This window comes from Variovorax paradoxus (assembly GCF_902712855.1).
Classification (GTDB): Bacteria; Pseudomonadota; Gammaproteobacteria; order Burkholderiales; family Burkholderiaceae_C; genus Variovorax; species Variovorax paradoxus_Q.
Window position 1 is genome coordinate 1,952,363 of the sequence record NZ_LR743507.1, and the last position, 13,996, is coordinate 1,966,358.

At 67.0% G+C, this 13,996-nt stretch carries 15 protein-coding genes; 11 read left to right on the top strand and 4 right to left on the bottom strand.

Annotated elements, in window-relative coordinates:
* Positions 1-23: 23 nt before the first annotated feature.
* The 8 genes from hisF (at position 24) to tatC (ending at position 4,094) form a co-directional block, all read left to right on the top strand.
* Positions 24-809 (top strand): imidazole glycerol phosphate synthase subunit HisF, encoded by a 786-nt coding sequence (hisF, locus tag AACL56_RS08700; RefSeq protein WP_339089426.1) that lies wholly within the window; start codon positions 24-26, stop codon positions 807-809.
* 63 nt (positions 810-872) lie between these two features.
* Positions 873-1,262 carry a phosphoribosyl-AMP cyclohydrolase gene (gene hisI, locus AACL56_RS08705; protein ID WP_339089428.1) on the top strand — a complete coding sequence of 130 codons (390 nt, stop codon included), beginning with the start codon at positions 873-875 and terminating at the stop codon, positions 1,260-1,262.
* Positions 1,259-1,654: a phosphoribosyl-ATP diphosphatase gene (locus AACL56_RS08710; RefSeq protein ID WP_339089429.1), complete on the top strand. Its 396-nt coding sequence runs from the start codon at positions 1,259-1,261 to the stop codon at positions 1,652-1,654. Before hisI ends, AACL56_RS08710 begins: the two co-directional genes overlap by 4 nt.
* A 32-nt stretch (positions 1,655-1,686) precedes the next feature.
* Complete coding sequence (locus AACL56_RS08715) at positions 1,687-2,076, top strand: DUF4870 family protein (protein WP_339089430.1); 390 nt, start codon at positions 1,687-1,689, stop codon at positions 2,074-2,076.
* Positions 2,066-2,425, top strand: a complete 360-nt coding sequence (locus AACL56_RS08720) for a histidine triad nucleotide-binding protein (RefSeq protein ID WP_339089432.1) — start codon at positions 2,066-2,068, stop codon at positions 2,423-2,425. The genes AACL56_RS08715 and AACL56_RS08720 overlap by 11 nt, the downstream gene beginning before the upstream one ends.
* A 65-nt stretch (positions 2,426-2,490) precedes the next feature.
* A complete protein-coding gene (tatA, locus tag AACL56_RS08725; protein WP_339089433.1) occupies positions 2,491-2,733 on the top strand; it encodes a Sec-independent protein translocase subunit TatA in 243 nt (80 codons plus the stop codon).
* Between the two features lie 13 nt (positions 2,734-2,746).
* A complete protein-coding gene (gene tatB, locus AACL56_RS08730; RefSeq protein WP_237678967.1) occupies positions 2,747-3,217 on the top strand; it encodes a Sec-independent protein translocase protein TatB in 471 nt (156 codons plus the stop codon).
* Positions 3,218-3,284: 67 nt separating this feature from the next.
* Positions 3,285-4,094 (top strand): twin-arginine translocase subunit TatC, encoded by an 810-nt coding sequence (tatC, locus tag AACL56_RS08735; RefSeq protein WP_339089435.1) that lies wholly within the window; start codon positions 3,285-3,287, stop codon positions 4,092-4,094.
* 237 nt (positions 4,095-4,331) lie between these two features.
* On the opposite strand, the gene AACL56_RS08740 is transcribed toward tatC, so the two are convergent.
* Positions 4,332-5,492 (bottom strand): trypsin-like peptidase domain-containing protein, encoded by a 1,161-nt coding sequence (locus tag AACL56_RS08740; protein WP_339089437.1) that lies wholly within the window; start codon positions 5,490-5,492, stop codon positions 4,332-4,334.
* 292 nt (positions 5,493-5,784) lie between these two features.
* Here AACL56_RS08740 and AACL56_RS08745 point away from each other — a divergent pair, with 292 nt between their 5' ends.
* Genes AACL56_RS08745 through pdxA form a run of 3 tightly spaced genes read left to right on the top strand, consistent with a single transcriptional unit; the run spans position 5,785 to position 8,968 of the window.
* Complete coding sequence (locus tag AACL56_RS08745; protein WP_339089439.1) at positions 5,785-7,158, top strand: MFS transporter; 1,374 nt, start codon at positions 5,785-5,787, stop codon at positions 7,156-7,158.
* Positions 7,155-7,928, top strand: a complete 774-nt coding sequence (locus AACL56_RS08750) for a Nif3-like dinuclear metal center hexameric protein (protein WP_339089440.1) — start codon at positions 7,155-7,157, stop codon at positions 7,926-7,928. Before AACL56_RS08745 ends, AACL56_RS08750 begins: the two co-directional genes overlap by 4 nt.
* Complete coding sequence (gene pdxA, locus AACL56_RS08755; RefSeq protein ID WP_339089442.1) at positions 7,925-8,968, top strand: 4-hydroxythreonine-4-phosphate dehydrogenase PdxA; 1,044 nt, start codon at positions 7,925-7,927, stop codon at positions 8,966-8,968. The genes AACL56_RS08750 and pdxA overlap by 4 nt, the downstream gene beginning before the upstream one ends.
* Positions 8,969-8,992: 24 nt before the next feature.
* Here the strand turns inward: pdxA and mscL are convergent, their stop codons facing one another.
* From mscL to AACL56_RS08770, 3 genes are all read right to left on the bottom strand, one after another.
* Positions 8,993-9,427, bottom strand: a complete 435-nt coding sequence (gene mscL / locus AACL56_RS08760; RefSeq protein ID WP_339089444.1) for a large conductance mechanosensitive channel protein MscL — start codon at positions 9,425-9,427, stop codon at positions 8,993-8,995.
* Between the two features lie 59 nt (positions 9,428-9,486).
* Positions 9,487-11,964, bottom strand: a complete 2,478-nt coding sequence (locus AACL56_RS08765) for a tetratricopeptide repeat protein (RefSeq protein ID WP_339089446.1) — start codon at positions 11,962-11,964, stop codon at positions 9,487-9,489.
* 143 nt (positions 11,965-12,107) lie between these two features.
* Complete coding sequence (locus AACL56_RS08770) at positions 12,108-13,475, bottom strand: YadA family autotransporter adhesin (protein ID WP_339089448.1); 1,368 nt, start codon at positions 13,473-13,475, stop codon at positions 12,108-12,110.
* Positions 13,476-13,996 lie beyond the last annotated feature (521 nt).

The window sequence follows — 13,996 nt, forward strand, 5'->3', positions numbered from 1 at the left end:
CCCGCTCACTCTCCGCTTTCCCCATGCTTGCCAAACGAATCATTCCCTGCCTCGACGTCACCGGCGGCCGCGTGGTCAAGGGTGTCAACTTCGTCGAACTGCGCGACGCCGGCGACCCGGTCGAGATCGCCGCTCGCTACAACGCGCAGGGCGCCGACGAACTGACCTTCCTCGACATCACCGCCACCAGCGACGGCCGCGACCTGATCCTGCCGATCATCGAGGCCGTGGCTTCGCAGGTGTTCATTCCGCTGACCGTGGGCGGCGGCGTGCGCACCGTGGCCGACGTGCGCCGGCTGCTCAATGCGGGCGCCGACAAGACCAGCTTCAATTCGGCCGCCATCGCCGACCCGCAGGTGATCAGCGACGCCTCGCAGAAATACGGCTCGCAGTGCATCGTGGTCGCCATCGACGCCAAGCGCCGCAGTCCCGAAGAGGCCGCCACGCGCGGCGCCGGTTGGGACGTGTACAGCCACGGCGGGCGAAAGAACACCGGCCTGGATGCCGTCGAATGGGCAACCGAGATGGCGCGCCGCGGCGCTGGCGAGATCCTGCTGACCAGCATGGACCGCGACGGCACCAAGAGCGGCTTCGACCTGGAGCTGACCCGCGCCGTGAGCAACGCCGTCAACGTGCCGGTGATCGCCTCGGGTGGCGTCGGCAGCCTGGACGACCTGGCGGACGGCATCCAGACCGGCGGTGCCGACGCGGTGCTGGCGGCCAGCATCTTCCACTACGGCGAGCACACCGTGGGCGAGGCCAAGGCCCGCATGGCCGCGCGGGGCATTCCTGTGCGCATCGACGGTTGAGCCGTTCGGATCGCTGTCCCGAACGCTTCTCAAGGGTCTTTTTCCATCCTCGACAATAGCCCGATGAATTGGCTCGATGAAGTGAAGTGGGACGCGAACGGCCTGGTGCCGGTCATCGCGCAGGAACAAGGCAGCAACGACGTGCTGATGTTCGCCTGGATGAACCGCGAGGCGCTCGAGAAGACCGCCGAGCTGGGCCGTGCGGTGTATTTCAGCCGCTCGCGCGGCAAGCTGTGGTTCAAGGGCGAGGAATCGGGCCATGTGCAGACCGTGCACGAGATCCGCCTCGATTGCGACAACGACGTGGTGCTGCTCAAGGTCACCCAGCTCGGTCACGAGCCCGGCATTGCCTGCCACACCGGCCGCCACAGCTGCTTCTTCAGCAAGTACGAAAAAGGCCAGTGGACGGTGGTCGAACCCGTCTTGAAAGACCCGGAATCCATCTACAAATGACGGCCACAGTGAACAACGACAGCGCCAGCACCTCCGATTCCCTCGCCCGGCTGGCGGCCGTCATCGAAAGCCGCCTGCCCGCGCGCGGCGGCGACCCGGACAAGAGCTACGTCGCACGCCTGCTGCACAAGGGCCCCGACGCTTTCCTGAAGAAGATCGGCGAGGAAGCCACCGAGGTCGTCATGGCCGCCAAGGACGCCGACCACGGCGGCGACCGCTCGAAAATAGTGAACGAAGTGGCCGACCTGTGGTTCCACACCATGGTGGCGCTGGCGCACTACGGCTTTTCGCCCGCCGACGTCACCGCGGAGCTCGAGCGCCGCGAAGGCACCAGCGGCATCGAGGAAAAGGCGCTGCGTAAGGTGCAGGCGCGCGAAGCCGGCGAAGGCTGACTGATCTTCCAACGACCGAAAGGACATCGACCATGGCCAACGACATCGTGAACGTCGAACCCGACGACTCGCTCAAGACGTGGGGCTGGGTCAGCTACGTCCTGCACCTGATCGTGGCCATCGGCGCCGTCGTGCCGGGGGCGCAGGCCTCCGTGCTGCTGCTCCTGCTGGCGCTGGTGATCGATTTCGTGAAGCGCGACGACGCGGCCGGCACCTGGCAGGCCTCGCACTTCAGCTGGCGCATCCGCTCGGTGCTCTGGGCGGGCCTGCTGTACGTCGTCACTTCCTGGCTCTGGCTGCTGCTCTTCGTTCCAGGCTGGATCGCCTGGAGCCTCATCTCGCTGTGGTTCCTGTACCGGATCGTGAAAGGCATGATCCGCATGAACGACAGCCGTCCCATGGAACCCAAAGATGTCATCTGACCCGAACTGCGTCTTCTGCAAGATCATCGAAGGCAAGATCCCTTCCCGAAAGGTCTACGAAGACGACGACCTGTTCGCCTTCCACGACATCGCGCCGTGGGCGCCGGTGCACTTCATGATGGTGCCCAAGAAGCACATCGCCTCGATGGCGCAACTCACGCCCGACGACTCGGCCCTGATGGGCAAGATCATGACGCTGGCGCCCAAGCTGGCGCTCGAGCAGGGCTGCAGGCCCTACCCGGAGGGCGGCTTCCGGGTCGTCGTCAACACGGGCGCCGAGGGTGGGCAGGAGGTTCATCATCTCCATGTCCATGTCATGGGCGGTCCCCGGCCCTGGCTTCGCGGCTGAGCGGCGTTAAGCCAAACTGTCACATTCCACCCGACTAAAATCGGACACATTCTTAGGAGTTCTCCATGGGTTCTTTTTCCATCTGGCACTGGCTGATCGTGCTGCTCGTCGTGGTCATGATCTTCGGCACCAAAAAGCTGCGCAACATGGGTTCTGACCTCGGCGGCGCCGTCAAGGGTTTCAAGGACGGCATGAAGGACGGCTCGGCCGACGCGCCGGCCGCCCCCGGTGCCACGCAACAGGTGACTGGCCAGCCGGCCAACAGCGACAAGTCGACGATCGACGTCGAAGCGCGCCAGAAGTCCTGAGCACAGACCGCACGTGCTCGACCTCGGCATTGAGAAGCTGGCGCTGATCGGCGTCGTGGCGCTGATCGTCATCGGCCCGGAAAAGCTGCCGCGCGTGGCCCGCACCGTCGGCACCCTGCTGGGCAAGGCGCAGCGGTACGTGAACGACGTCAAGGCCGAAGTCAACCGATCGATGGAGCTCGACGAGCTCCGCAAGATGAAGACCACGGTGGAGGATGCGGCCCGCGATGTCGAGCACAGCATCCACACCGGCGCGAGCGAGTTCGAGAAGCAGTTCTCCGGTTCCGGCGAAACGCTCTCGGCGCTCGCCGAGCCCGAGCCGCCACCACCGCCCGAATACAAGCATCCGCGCAAGAACTGGCGCCTGAAGCAGGGCGCCACGCCGCAGTGGTACAAGGCGCGCAACGGCGTGCGCACCAAGGCGCTGTCGGGCGCAGCGCGCGTTGCGCGGTTCCGCCCCCACACGATCAACAAGATCAACTAGCGCACCCACCACCACCGCGTTCCCCGAGCGCCGCACGCCGGCCGACGTCACGCTTTCTTCTTTTCCAATGGCCGATTCCGACAACAAGAACAACGACAAAGAAGACGAGCTGGCGGGCACCGAACAGCCGTTCGTGGCTCACCTGGTGGAGCTTCGCGACCGCCTGCTCTATTGCGTTTACGGTCTGGTGATCGCGGGCGTGCTGCTGGCGATCTGGCCCGGCCCCGGTGGCCTGATCGACCTGATCGCCATGCCGATCAAGGCCCACATGCCGCACGACGCGAAGCTGATCGCCATCGGCGTGTTCTCGCCGTTCTTCGTGCCACTCAAGGTGCTGATGATGGCCGCCGTGCTGCTGGCGCTGCCCTGGCTCATGTACCAGGCGTGGATGTTCATCGCGCCCGGCCTCTACAGCCATGAGAAGAAGTTCGCGCTGCCGCTGATCTTCTTCGGCAGCCTGCTGGCCTATGCAGGCATTGCCTTCGTGCAGCTCTTCGTGCTGGACAAGATGTTCAGCTTCATCCAGCGCTTCGCTCCTGCGGCGGTGCAGGCAACGCCCGACATCTCCTCGTACGTCGAGGCCATCCTGTCGCTTTACATCGCCTTCGGCGTGGCTTTCCAGGTGCCGATCGTCGTCATGCTGCTGGTGCGTTTTGAAATGGTGACCATCGAGAAGCTGCGCTCCTTCCGCGGCTACTTCATCGTCGTCGCCTTCGTCGTCGCCGCCGTGCTCACGCCACCCGACGTCGTGTCCCAGCTGGCGCTCGCCGTGCCCATGTGCCTGCTGTACGAGGTGGGCATCATCGGCGCCAAGTACTTCGCCAGTTCGGGCCGCAAGCCCGAAGACGAGGAAAGCGCCGACTCGGCCTCCAGCTAGGGCAGATTCGCACGAGGCAGCCCGAGCTCGGAAACGCCGGGAAGCGGCACCACCATATTTCCGGCGGTGCCCCGGCAGAGGGGCAAGACCGGCGCGCGAAGGAAGTGCGCAAAGCCGGAAAGCGAACTGGGGACACAGGGCTCTGGCGCTGCCGAACCCTCCATCCAACCCTTGGCTGGAACAGGCGCAGCGCACACGAAGTGCCTGCAGCCCGCAGCCCGCAGCCCGCAGCGAGCCTTATTCGTTCTGATTCGGCAGCTGCCGCACCGGGCTCTTCGGCCGCAGTCCCGGCGTCACGTCAAGTTCCATCTTGTCGCTGCCGCGCTGCAGCGCAAAGCGCGATGTGCTGCCGGGCTTGAGGCCGGCCACCGCTGTAAGCAGCGCCTGCACGTTGTCGGTCTTCTTCTCGCCGACCGAGGTGATCACGTCGCCCGGCCGGATGCCGGCCTTGGCCGCCGGGCCGTTCTGCAGCACGCCGGTGATGATGACGCCCGCATCCGCCTTCACGCCGAAGGTCTCGGCCAGCTCGGGCGACAGTTCGTTCGGCTCCACGCCGATCCAGCCGCGGCGCACCTGGCCTTCCTTGACGATGCCTTCCAGCACGATCTTGGCCATCGACACCGGAATGGCGAAGCCGATGCCCATGCTGCCGCCCGAACGCGAGTAGATGGCGGTGTTGATGCCCTGCAGGTTGCCGTTGACGTCGATCAGCGCGCCGCCCGAGTTGCCGGGATTGATGGCCGCATCGGTCTGGATGAAGTTCTCGAAGTTGTTGATGCCCAGCTGGTTGCGTCCCAGCGCCGAGACGATGCCGCTGGTCACCGTCTGGCCCACACCGAACGGGTTGCCGATGGCCAGCACCTGGTCGCCCACGGCCAGCGCGTCGGAGTCGCCCAGCACGATCACGGGCAGCTTGTCGAGTTCGATCTTGAGGACCGCCAGGTCGGTGTCGGGGTCGGTGCCGATCACCTTGCCGCGCGCATGGCGGCTGTCGTTGAGAGTCACCTCGATCTCGTCGGCGCCTTCGACCACATGGTTGTTGGTCAGGATGTAGCCGTCGGTGCTCACGATCACGCCGCTGCCCAGGCCGACCTGGGGCTGGTCGTCCTGGTCGCCGAAGAAGAAGCGGAACCACGGGTCGTTGCTGCGTGGATGGCGCTGCGCCGCCTTGCTGGTGTTGATGCTCACGACCGCCGGCGACGCCTTCTTTGCCGGCACGCTCAGGCTGCCCGCCGCCGCGACGGCAGGCACGCCGGCCGGCGCTTCGACGATCGACACCACGCCGCCCAGCGAGGTCGCGCGCCGGTTGAGCCATTCGGGCTTGAGCGTCGCGACGACAAAGTAGGCCGCGAGCAGGACAGTCACGGCTTGGGCAAAGAGCAGCCAGGTGCGTTTCATGAAAAATCGGAGAAAAAGACGTGGGAACGCTGCCGGGAGGCGCAGCAATGTTGTCAATTGTCCCTCAACCGCGAGAGCCAGAAACCGCGCCGCCCGGTCGAGTTTGGCGGCCGGCGCCGGCGTGAATGCGGGTAAACCCCTAGCATCGCAAAGCGGTCCCACCCGGGCCGTATCTTTCAGGCCTCCCGTGCCGCCCATCCGGCGGAAGCGGCCAGGCACCGTCGGCGCGCCATCTTTCCGTCTTGTCACCCGGTCCTGCGGGCTGGCGCGCAGTTTCGACTTCCTGCCAGCCATGACCCCAGAAGCCACCTTTCGAGGAGGCGCGCAGCCGGCCGCCTCCGGCACGCCCACCCGCACGCTCGACGTGAGCGACTACAAAACCCTCGCCCTGTCCGCCCTCGGCGGCACGCTCGAGTTCTACGACTTCGTCATCTACGTCTTCTTCGCCACCGTGGTCGGGGCGCTGTTCTTTCCGGCCGACATGCCCGACTGGCTGCGGCAGCTCCAGACCTTCGGCATCTTCGCGGCCGGCTACCTGGCGCGGCCGGTGGGCGGCATCGTGATCGCGCATTTCGGCGACGTCTTCGGGCGCAAGCGCATGTTCACGCTGTCGATCTTCCTGATGGCCGCGCCCACGCTCGTCATCGGCCTGCTGCCGACGTACGCCAGCATCGGCGTCGCGGCGCCGCTGCTGCTGCTGGCGATGCGCGTGTTGCAGGGCGCTGCCATCGGCGGCGAGATGCCCGGCGCGTGGGTGTTCGTGGGCGAACACGTGCCCGCGCGGCGCTATGGCTTCGGCATCGGCATGCTGACCTCGGGCATCACCGGCGGCATCCTGCTGGGCTCGCTGGTCGCGGTGGGCATCAACCGCCACTACGCGCCGGAGCAGGTGAGCGACTTCGCATGGCGCATTCCGTTCGTGCTGGGTGGCGTCTTCGGCCTGGTGTCGGTGTACCTGCGCCGCTTCCTGCACGAGACGCCGGTGTTCAAGGAACTGGCGGGCCGCCGCAGCGTGGCGCGCGAACTGCCGCTGCGCACCGTGCTGCGCGAGCACCGGCTGGCCTGCGTGTACGTCGCATTGCTGACCTGGGTGCTGTCGGCCGCCATCGTGGTGGTCGTGCTCTACACGCCCACCTATCTGCAGAAGGTGCACCACCTCCCGGCCGCGCTGGCGCTCGAGGCCAATGCGCTCGCCACGCTGACGCTCACGCTGGGCTGCATGCTCGCCGGCTGGGCCAGTGACCGCATCGGCACGCGGGCGGTGATGCTGATCGGCTGGGGTGGCCTGTTCGTCACGGCCTACCTGTTCTACACCGGGCTGCCCGGCACGCCGTCGACCTTGTACACGCACTACGCGCTCGTGGGCCTGTTCGTGGGCACCATCGCCACGGTGCCGATCGCGGGCGTACGTGCGTTTCCTGCGCCCGTGCGCTTCAGCGGCCTTTCGTTCGCCTACAACATGTCGTACGCGGTGTTCGGCGGCCTGACGCCGGTGATCCTCACGCTCTGGCTGCAACGCGACACCATGGCGCCGGCGCACTACGTGGCCGTGCTGGCCGTGCTGGGCTTCCTGCTCGCGTTCCTGCCGCTCGCGGCACGCGGCCATGCGATGCGCTCCAGCGCGGCCGCCGGAGCGGAAGACGACGGCGCGACAATGTCGCGATGAGCACCAACCGCCACGAACTGCTGCACGCATTCGACCTGCTGCTGGCCCCCGGCCGCTTCAAGGACTACGGACCCAACGGCCTGCAGGTCGAAGGCCGAACCACGGTCCGCAAGATCGTCTCGGGCGTCACCGCGAGCCGCGCGCTGATCGAGGCGGCGATCGACGCCGGGGCGGACGCCATCTTCGTTCACCACGGCCTGTTCTGGCGCGGCCAGGACGGCCGCGTCACCGGCTGGATGAAGCAGCGCCTGGGCCTGCTGCTGGGCCATGACGTCAACCTGTTCGCCTACCACCTGCCGCTGGATGCGCATCCCGAGCTCGGCAACAACGCCCAGCTCGGCCTGCAGCTGGGGCTCGTGGCGCACCCGGGCTCGACCGGGCGCTTCGGCGAGCAGGAGCTGGGTTTTCTCGGCACGGCCGGAAGCGGCGAAGCATTCACCGACGCCAAGGCGCTCGCCATGCACGCCGAAAACGTGCTGAAAAGGCCTGTCACTCTTGTCGATACGGCGCATCGCGCTATCAAGAACATAGCGTGGTGCACGGGCGGCGCGCAGGGCTACTTCGAGGCCGCCATCGCAGCCGGTGCCGACGCCTTCATCACCGGCGAGATCTCCGAGCCGCAGGCGCATTACGCCCGGGAGATGGGCGTGGCCTTCCTCGCCTGCGGGCACCACGCCACCGAACGCTACGGGGCGCCCGCAGTGGCGGGCCACGTGGCGGCGCAGCTCGGCCTCGAGCACCAGTTCATCGACATCGATAACCCGGCATGAGCAACGCACCGATCGGCATCACGCTGGGCGATCCCGCGGGCATCGGCCCGGAGATCATCGCGAAGGCGTTCCGCGATGCGCCCGACGCCACGCACGGCGCGTTCGTCGCGGGTGACGTGGGCACCCTGCGCAGGGCTTCGCAGGCATTGGCCGCACCGGGAAGACCGGGCTGGCCCGTGCTGGAGATCGAGTCGGTCGCCGAGGCCGCGACCGCGCCGCCGGGCTGCATCCCCGTGCTGCAGGTGATCGCGCCGCCTTCGCACATCGAGATCGGCCAGGTCAGCGCGGAGGCCGGGCGTGTGGCGGGCGAATGCGTGGTGTGGGCAGCGCGCGCCGCGTTGCGCGGCGAGATCTCCGCCATCGTCACGGCGCCGCTGCACAAGGAGGCGTTGTCGGCCGCGGGCTTCCCGTACCCTGGCCACACCGAGCTGCTGCAGGCCGAGGCCGCGGCCCATCTGGGGCGCACCGTGGCCGACGTGCCGGTGCGCATGATGCTGGCCAACGACGAGCTGCGCACCGTGCTCGTCAGCATCCACATGTCGCTGCGCCATGCCATCGAGGCGGTGCGCTTCGAGGGCGTGCTCGAGACGCTGCGCATCACCCATCGCGCGCTGACCCAGGCGCTCGGCCGCGTGCCGCGCGTGGGCGTGGCCGGGCTGAACCCGCACGCGGGCGAGGGCGGGCTGTTCGGTTCGGAGGAGCAGCAGTTCATCGCGCCGGCCATCGAGGCGGCGCACGCCGAAGGCATCGATGCCAGCGGCCCCTATGCGCCCGACACCGTCTTCATGCGCGCGCGCGCCCGCAACGGCGTGCCGTCCAGCGGCGAGTTTGACGTGGTGGTGGCGATGTACCACGACCAGGGTCTGATCCCGGTCAAGTACCTGGGTGTGGAGAAGGGCGTCAACGTGACGCTGGGGCTGCCGCTGGTTCGCACCAGCCCCGATCACGGCACCGCGTTCGACATCGCGGGCACAGGGGTGGCCGACGCCTCGAGCCTCGTCGAGGCGCTGCGCATGGCCCGGACGCTCAGCGGCGCCTGAGCAACCGAAGCCCGGCGCGTTCTTTCAGGGACGTTGCCTGAGGCTGTCGCGGATCTCGCGCAGCAGCACCACGTCTTCGGGCGTGGCGGGCGCCGCGGCCGGCGCGGGCTCGTCGCGGCGCTTCAGGCGGTTGATCTGCTTGACCATCATGAAGATGATGAAGGCCAGGATCACGAAGTTGACCGCGATGGTGATGAAGTTGCCGTACGCCAGCACCGGCACGCCTGCCTTCTTGAGGTCTGCGAGCGTGTTCGCCACGCCCGGCGGCACGGTGCCCAGCACCACGTAGAGGTTCGAGAAGTCGAGCCTGCCGAACACCAGCCCGACCACCGGCATGATGATGTCGCCCACCAGGGAGTCGACGATCTTGCCGAACGCGGCGCCGATGATCACGCCGACCGCGAGGTCGATCACGTTGCCCTTGACGGCAAATTCCTTGAATTCACTGAGGATGCTCATGATTCAAAAGGCTGCTGGAGCTCTGCTGTTGAAGGAGAGCCGAGTATGCCCAAGATTGCTCACTTGTCCTGTGGGCGCGCGGCGACGTCGACGTGTGCCGCGGGCAATCCCTGGCGGCTGCGCGCGGCGATCTGCCTGAAGCCGTCTTCCAGGTGCCGCACGAAGCGCGGCGTGTCGAAGTAGCCGCGGCGCGCGTCCCTCGCCGCCGCGAGGCGCGCGCGCAGTGCGGCCAGCTCCTGAGGGTGCGTGGCGCAGTGCACGGCCTTCTGCACGTACTCGTCATGGTTCGCGGCCACCAGTTCCGGCAGGCCGATGGCGCCCATCAGGCTGCCCGCCATGCGCGACACCATCGTCGTGCCCGTGAGCGCCAGCAGCGGCACGCCCGACCACAGCACGTCGTTCGCTGTTGCGCCGCTGCTGTACGGAAAGGTGTCGATGAACAGGTCGGCCAGGCCGATGCGTGCCAGGTGCTGGTCGACCGGCATGCGCGGCGACACGATCAGCCGTTCGGAGCCCAGCCCAGCCGCTTCCCACTGGTTGCGCAGGTTGCGCTCGAAGCCCTCGGGTCCTTGCGCCAGCCACAGCACCGCGTTCGGAATCTCGCGCACGATGCGCACCCACGCATCGAAGGTCTCGGGCTGGATCTTGAACGACTGGGAGAAGTTGCACAGCACGAAGGCGTCTTCGGGCAGGCCGTGCGCGGCACGCGTCGCCTTGTGCGGATTGACCGGGCGCTGCGTGTCGATCACCTGGAAGGTCTCGGGCATGCGCAGCAGCTTCTCGGTGTAGGCCCCTTCGGTGCCCGGGGGCGACAGGAAGTTGTCGGACACCAGATAGTCGTAGTTCGGCGTGCCGCTGGTGCCCATGTAGCCCAGCCACATGAGCTGCGCGGGCGCTGCGTGATAGGCCATCACCTGCGGCTTGGCGCCGCGCGTGTCGCCCGACAGGTCGACCAGGATGTCGAGTTCGTCCTCGCGGATGCGCTGCGCCATCTGCCGGATCGACTGCCCATGCATGTCGACGAAGTGTTCGGCCGCCGCGGCGATGCGTGCGCGCGCCGGGTGGCCGTCGTCGGGTCCGTAGGAATAGACGAACACCTCGAAGTCCTTGCGGTCGTGACGGCTGAAGAGTTCCGCCGTCAGGTGGGCCACCGGGTGGTTGCGGAAGTCGAAGGAGTAATAGCCGACGCGGATGCGTGGCGAGTTGCGTCGGGCGCTGCGGTCCGCAAAGGGCTGGATGCCCGTGCCCGCATCGGCCAGCGCGGCGCCTCGCCGGGTCCATTCCATCAATCGGCGTGCGTCGTCGTAGTGCGACATCAGGATGAAAGACGACACCGTCTGGTCGTTGTCCGGCCTGTCGAGCAGCGACGCGATGCTGGCGCGCAGCGCAGGCACGCCTTGCCAGTCGGCGATGTGCGCCTTCTCGCCCAGCAGCCAGACCATGGCCGGCATGAACTGCGGGTCGTCGCGCAGGCATTGCTCGAACTCGGCGATGGCGGCTTCGGAGCGGCCCGACATCACATAGGTCACGCCGAGGTTGCAGCGTGCAAGCACCTGGCGGGGATGCGCCTGCAGTGCCTTCTTCAGCGCTTCGATGGCGCTGCCGTACTGGCCCAGGCGGAAGTTCGCCGTGCCCAGGTTGTTGAGCAGCAGCTCGTGCTCGGGCAGGCTTTCGAGTGCGAGCCGATAGAGCTCCGCCGATTCCGCGAAGCGCATTGAGACGCCCTCGAGCGCACCGCAGATGCCGTAGAGCGCCGCCACGCCGTCGGGGTCGGCCAGTGCCTTGTGGCGTTCCTCGGCCGGCCAGTTGCGCATGGCGTGCTGCATCGGAGCGATGGCTTCCTCGACGCGCCCGCTGCCCTGCAGGGCCTTCGACAGAAGGAACGAGGCCTCCAGGTCGCGCGGGTCAGCGGCGGCACGCGCCATGGCGTCGACGGCTGCAGGCCAGTCCTTCTGGTGCGCTCGAATCTTGCCGATGTTCTTGTGGGCCGCGGCGTAGTTCGGGTCGAGCGCGAGCGCACGCTGGAACTGCGCAATCGCTTCGTCGAAGCGGTCCTGCTCCATGTCGATCGCGCCGGCGTTGTTCCATGCGGCGGGCACCTGCGGCGCGAGCCGCGTGGCTTCGGCCGCTGCCTCGCTGGCCTGGCGGAATTTCTTCTGCTGGCGGTAGACCGCCGACAGGTTCACATGGGCTTCGGCGTAGCCCGGCTGAGCCTTGATCGCGCGGCGAAGGTCCTGCTGCGCCTCGGCGGGCAGGCCCAGCTGCATGAAGATCGTCGCACGGGTGTTGAAGTAGAAGTGGTGCGGCGACCTGGCGATGGCGCCGTTCACGTAGTTCAGCGCCAGCTTCGGCCTGCCTTGCCTGTAGAGCGCCTCGCCGGTGAGGTGCAGCGCGTCCGCATGCCCGGGGACGTGGGCGAGCAGCGTGGCGTAGACCTGCAGCGCTTCCGCAAAACGCCCCTCACGGTGCAGCGCCAGCCCTTGTTGCAGCAAGCGGCCCGCATCTTCGGCGGACAGTGCGGAAGCAGGTGAGTTCATGAGGCCGTGAGGGTGCAGCGGGTCAGGAGGTCAGCCGGTCGCGCCGGACTTCGTGCAGCTGCTGCAGGACCGGCCCCGCAGTATAGGAGCCGCCCTTGCGGCGTCGAGGCGTGCGGGTATGCAGCGCCCGGCGCCGTTTGCGCTCACCAGGACCAGGACGCGCCGACCCCGCCGCCGACCTTGCCGCTCTGGCCAGTGCCGACGTTCACCTTGATCTGCGCTGCTTCGCCGATGCGGAAGCTCACGGCCGCCGCGATGGCGGAGCGGCCGTCGTAGGAGCCAACGCCCACGCCCACGCCGAAGCGCTTGCCCGATTCGAGCGCCGGGACGGACGCCGCCGCCAGCGCGATCGAAGCGCCCGTGCTGCCGCTCCTGCGCGCGTCCTGCGCTTCGTTGCGAACCTGGTTCAGCTGCTGCATGTTGGCCGCGTCCGAAGGCAGCACGCCGGGCGCCACGTTCTGCACGCGGCCGTTCGCGACCATCCCGTTGCCCGCCGTCACCGTGCCGCCAGCGGTCACGTCGCCCGTGACGTTGACCGTGCCTGCGTTCAGCGTCGTGACGTTGCCGGTCACCGCGTTGATCGTGGTGATGTTGCCCGTCTGCATGTTGAGCACCGCGATCGTGCCGTTGGCCGCGGTGAATGTCTGGAAGTTGCCGGCACCGGCATTGACCGTGTTCGCGTTCACCGTCGTTGCGCTGACGGTGCTGGCGCTGAGCGCATTGATCGTGGCGCTCGCCGCCGACAGATTGGTGGTGCTCACGTTGGTCGCGCTCAAGGTATTGACCGTGCCGGTGTTGGCCGTCAGCGTGCCTGCGTTCACCGTCCCGGCGTTCACGACGCCCCCGCCCACCGTGCCGGCCGCGATGTTCGTGGCATTGAGCGAGTTGATGGTGCCCGTGTTGGCCGTGATCGTGCTGGCGTTGACCGTGCTGATGTTGGCGGTGGTCGCGTCGAGCGTGCTGACGGTGCCTGCGGATGCGGTGATAGTGCTGGCGTTGACGGTGCTGATGTTGGCAGTGGTCGCGTCGAGCGTGCTGATGGTGCCTGCAGATGCAGTGATGGTGTTGGCGTTGACGGTGCTGATGTTGGCGGTGGTCGCGTCGAGCGTGCTGACGGTGCCTGCGGATGCGGTGATGGTGGTGGCATTGACGGTGCTGATGTTGGCAGTGGTTGCGTCAAGCGTGCTGACGGTGCCTGCGGATGCAGTGATGGTGCTGGCGTTGACCGTGCTGATGTTGGCAGTGGTCGCATTGAGCGCGGTGGTGGTCAGCGAATTCGTGCTGATGCCGCCGCTGGTGGCGACCAGCGTGCCGCTGTTGTTCTCGGCGATGGGAATGATGCCCGGCGGATTGACCAGGATCGACGACCCGCCGATGGTGACGTCCGCATGCGCCAGCGGCAACGTCATCACGTAGCCAGCACCCACGAGCACCGATGCGAGCAGGCGGCCGACATGCGCATTGCGTGCTGCAAAGGTCAGGCTGTAGAAGGCGCATTTCGATGTGGTCATTGGACGTCGTTCCTTTGAAGAGCAGTTGCAGTTGCCTTGTCTTCAGCGTCCTCATCGCGTGAACACAAGCGTGGGTTTCATTGCGTTACCCAATGCAACCGATGCTAGAAATCGGGTCCTTTGGTGAACATCACCGGGAACCGTAGTTTTGACAGCGCGCGCGTGCATGCCTGACGCTGGCGCAGGCCGGGCAGAGGCCCTGGAAGCCAACGCCCATGCGGCTTTCCGGCCGATGAGGAAGTCGCGATGCGGCGTTGCCGCGGGCCGGCGCGCAGCGGGTCTGGTGTGTCGCGGTGCTACGTAACAAGCGCGGTAACCGGCACGTAACAAGCACACGAAATCGGTTGTTTCGAGGCCTTCATGCGGCCTGCATTTCACAGGCGCGAAAGCAAATTTCCCAATGAAATCAAAGTACTACACGCGTTCGCGGCATCGGCGGCGCCGTGCCGCCACGCGTGGGCATCGTTCCTGCGGTATCTGAAACGAAAGTCAACATTTCGAGGCTGCCTGCAAGGTGGCCG

Excerpts from the sequence above, each read along its gene's own strand:
- AACL56_RS08745 (WP_339089439.1), top strand. The coding sequence starts at position 5,785 with ATGACCCCAGAAGCCACCTTTCGAGGAGGCGCGCAGCCGGCCGCCTCC.
- mscL (WP_339089444.1), bottom strand. The coding sequence starts at position 9,427 with ATGAGCATCCTCAGTGAATTCAAGGAATTTGCCGTCAAGGGCAACGTG.
- AACL56_RS08770 (WP_339089448.1), bottom strand. The coding sequence starts at position 13,475 with ATGACCACATCGAAATGCGCCTTCTACAGCCTGACCTTTGCAGCACGC.
- tatA (WP_339089433.1), top strand. The coding sequence starts at position 2,491 with ATGGGTTCTTTTTCCATCTGGCACTGGCTGATCGTGCTGCTCGTCGTG.
- AACL56_RS08765 (WP_339089446.1), bottom strand. The coding sequence starts at position 11,964 with ATGAACTCACCTGCTTCCGCACTGTCCGCCGAAGATGCGGGCCGCTTG.
- AACL56_RS08720 (WP_339089432.1), top strand. The coding sequence starts at position 2,066 with ATGTCATCTGACCCGAACTGCGTCTTCTGCAAGATCATCGAAGGCAAG.
- AACL56_RS08750 (WP_339089440.1), top strand. The coding sequence starts at position 7,155 with ATGAGCACCAACCGCCACGAACTGCTGCACGCATTCGACCTGCTGCTG.
- AACL56_RS08710 (WP_339089429.1), top strand. The coding sequence starts at position 1,259 with ATGACGGCCACAGTGAACAACGACAGCGCCAGCACCTCCGATTCCCTC.
- AACL56_RS08740 (WP_339089437.1), bottom strand. The coding sequence starts at position 5,492 with ATGAAACGCACCTGGCTGCTCTTTGCCCAAGCCGTGACTGTCCTGCTC.
- tatC (WP_339089435.1), top strand. The coding sequence starts at position 3,285 with ATGGCCGATTCCGACAACAAGAACAACGACAAAGAAGACGAGCTGGCG.
- pdxA (WP_339089442.1), top strand. The coding sequence starts at position 7,925 with ATGAGCAACGCACCGATCGGCATCACGCTGGGCGATCCCGCGGGCATC.
- AACL56_RS08715 (WP_339089430.1), top strand. The coding sequence starts at position 1,687 with ATGGCCAACGACATCGTGAACGTCGAACCCGACGACTCGCTCAAGACG.
- hisI (WP_339089428.1), top strand. The coding sequence starts at position 873 with ATGAATTGGCTCGATGAAGTGAAGTGGGACGCGAACGGCCTGGTGCCG.
- hisF (WP_339089426.1), top strand. The coding sequence starts at position 24 with ATGCTTGCCAAACGAATCATTCCCTGCCTCGACGTCACCGGCGGCCGC.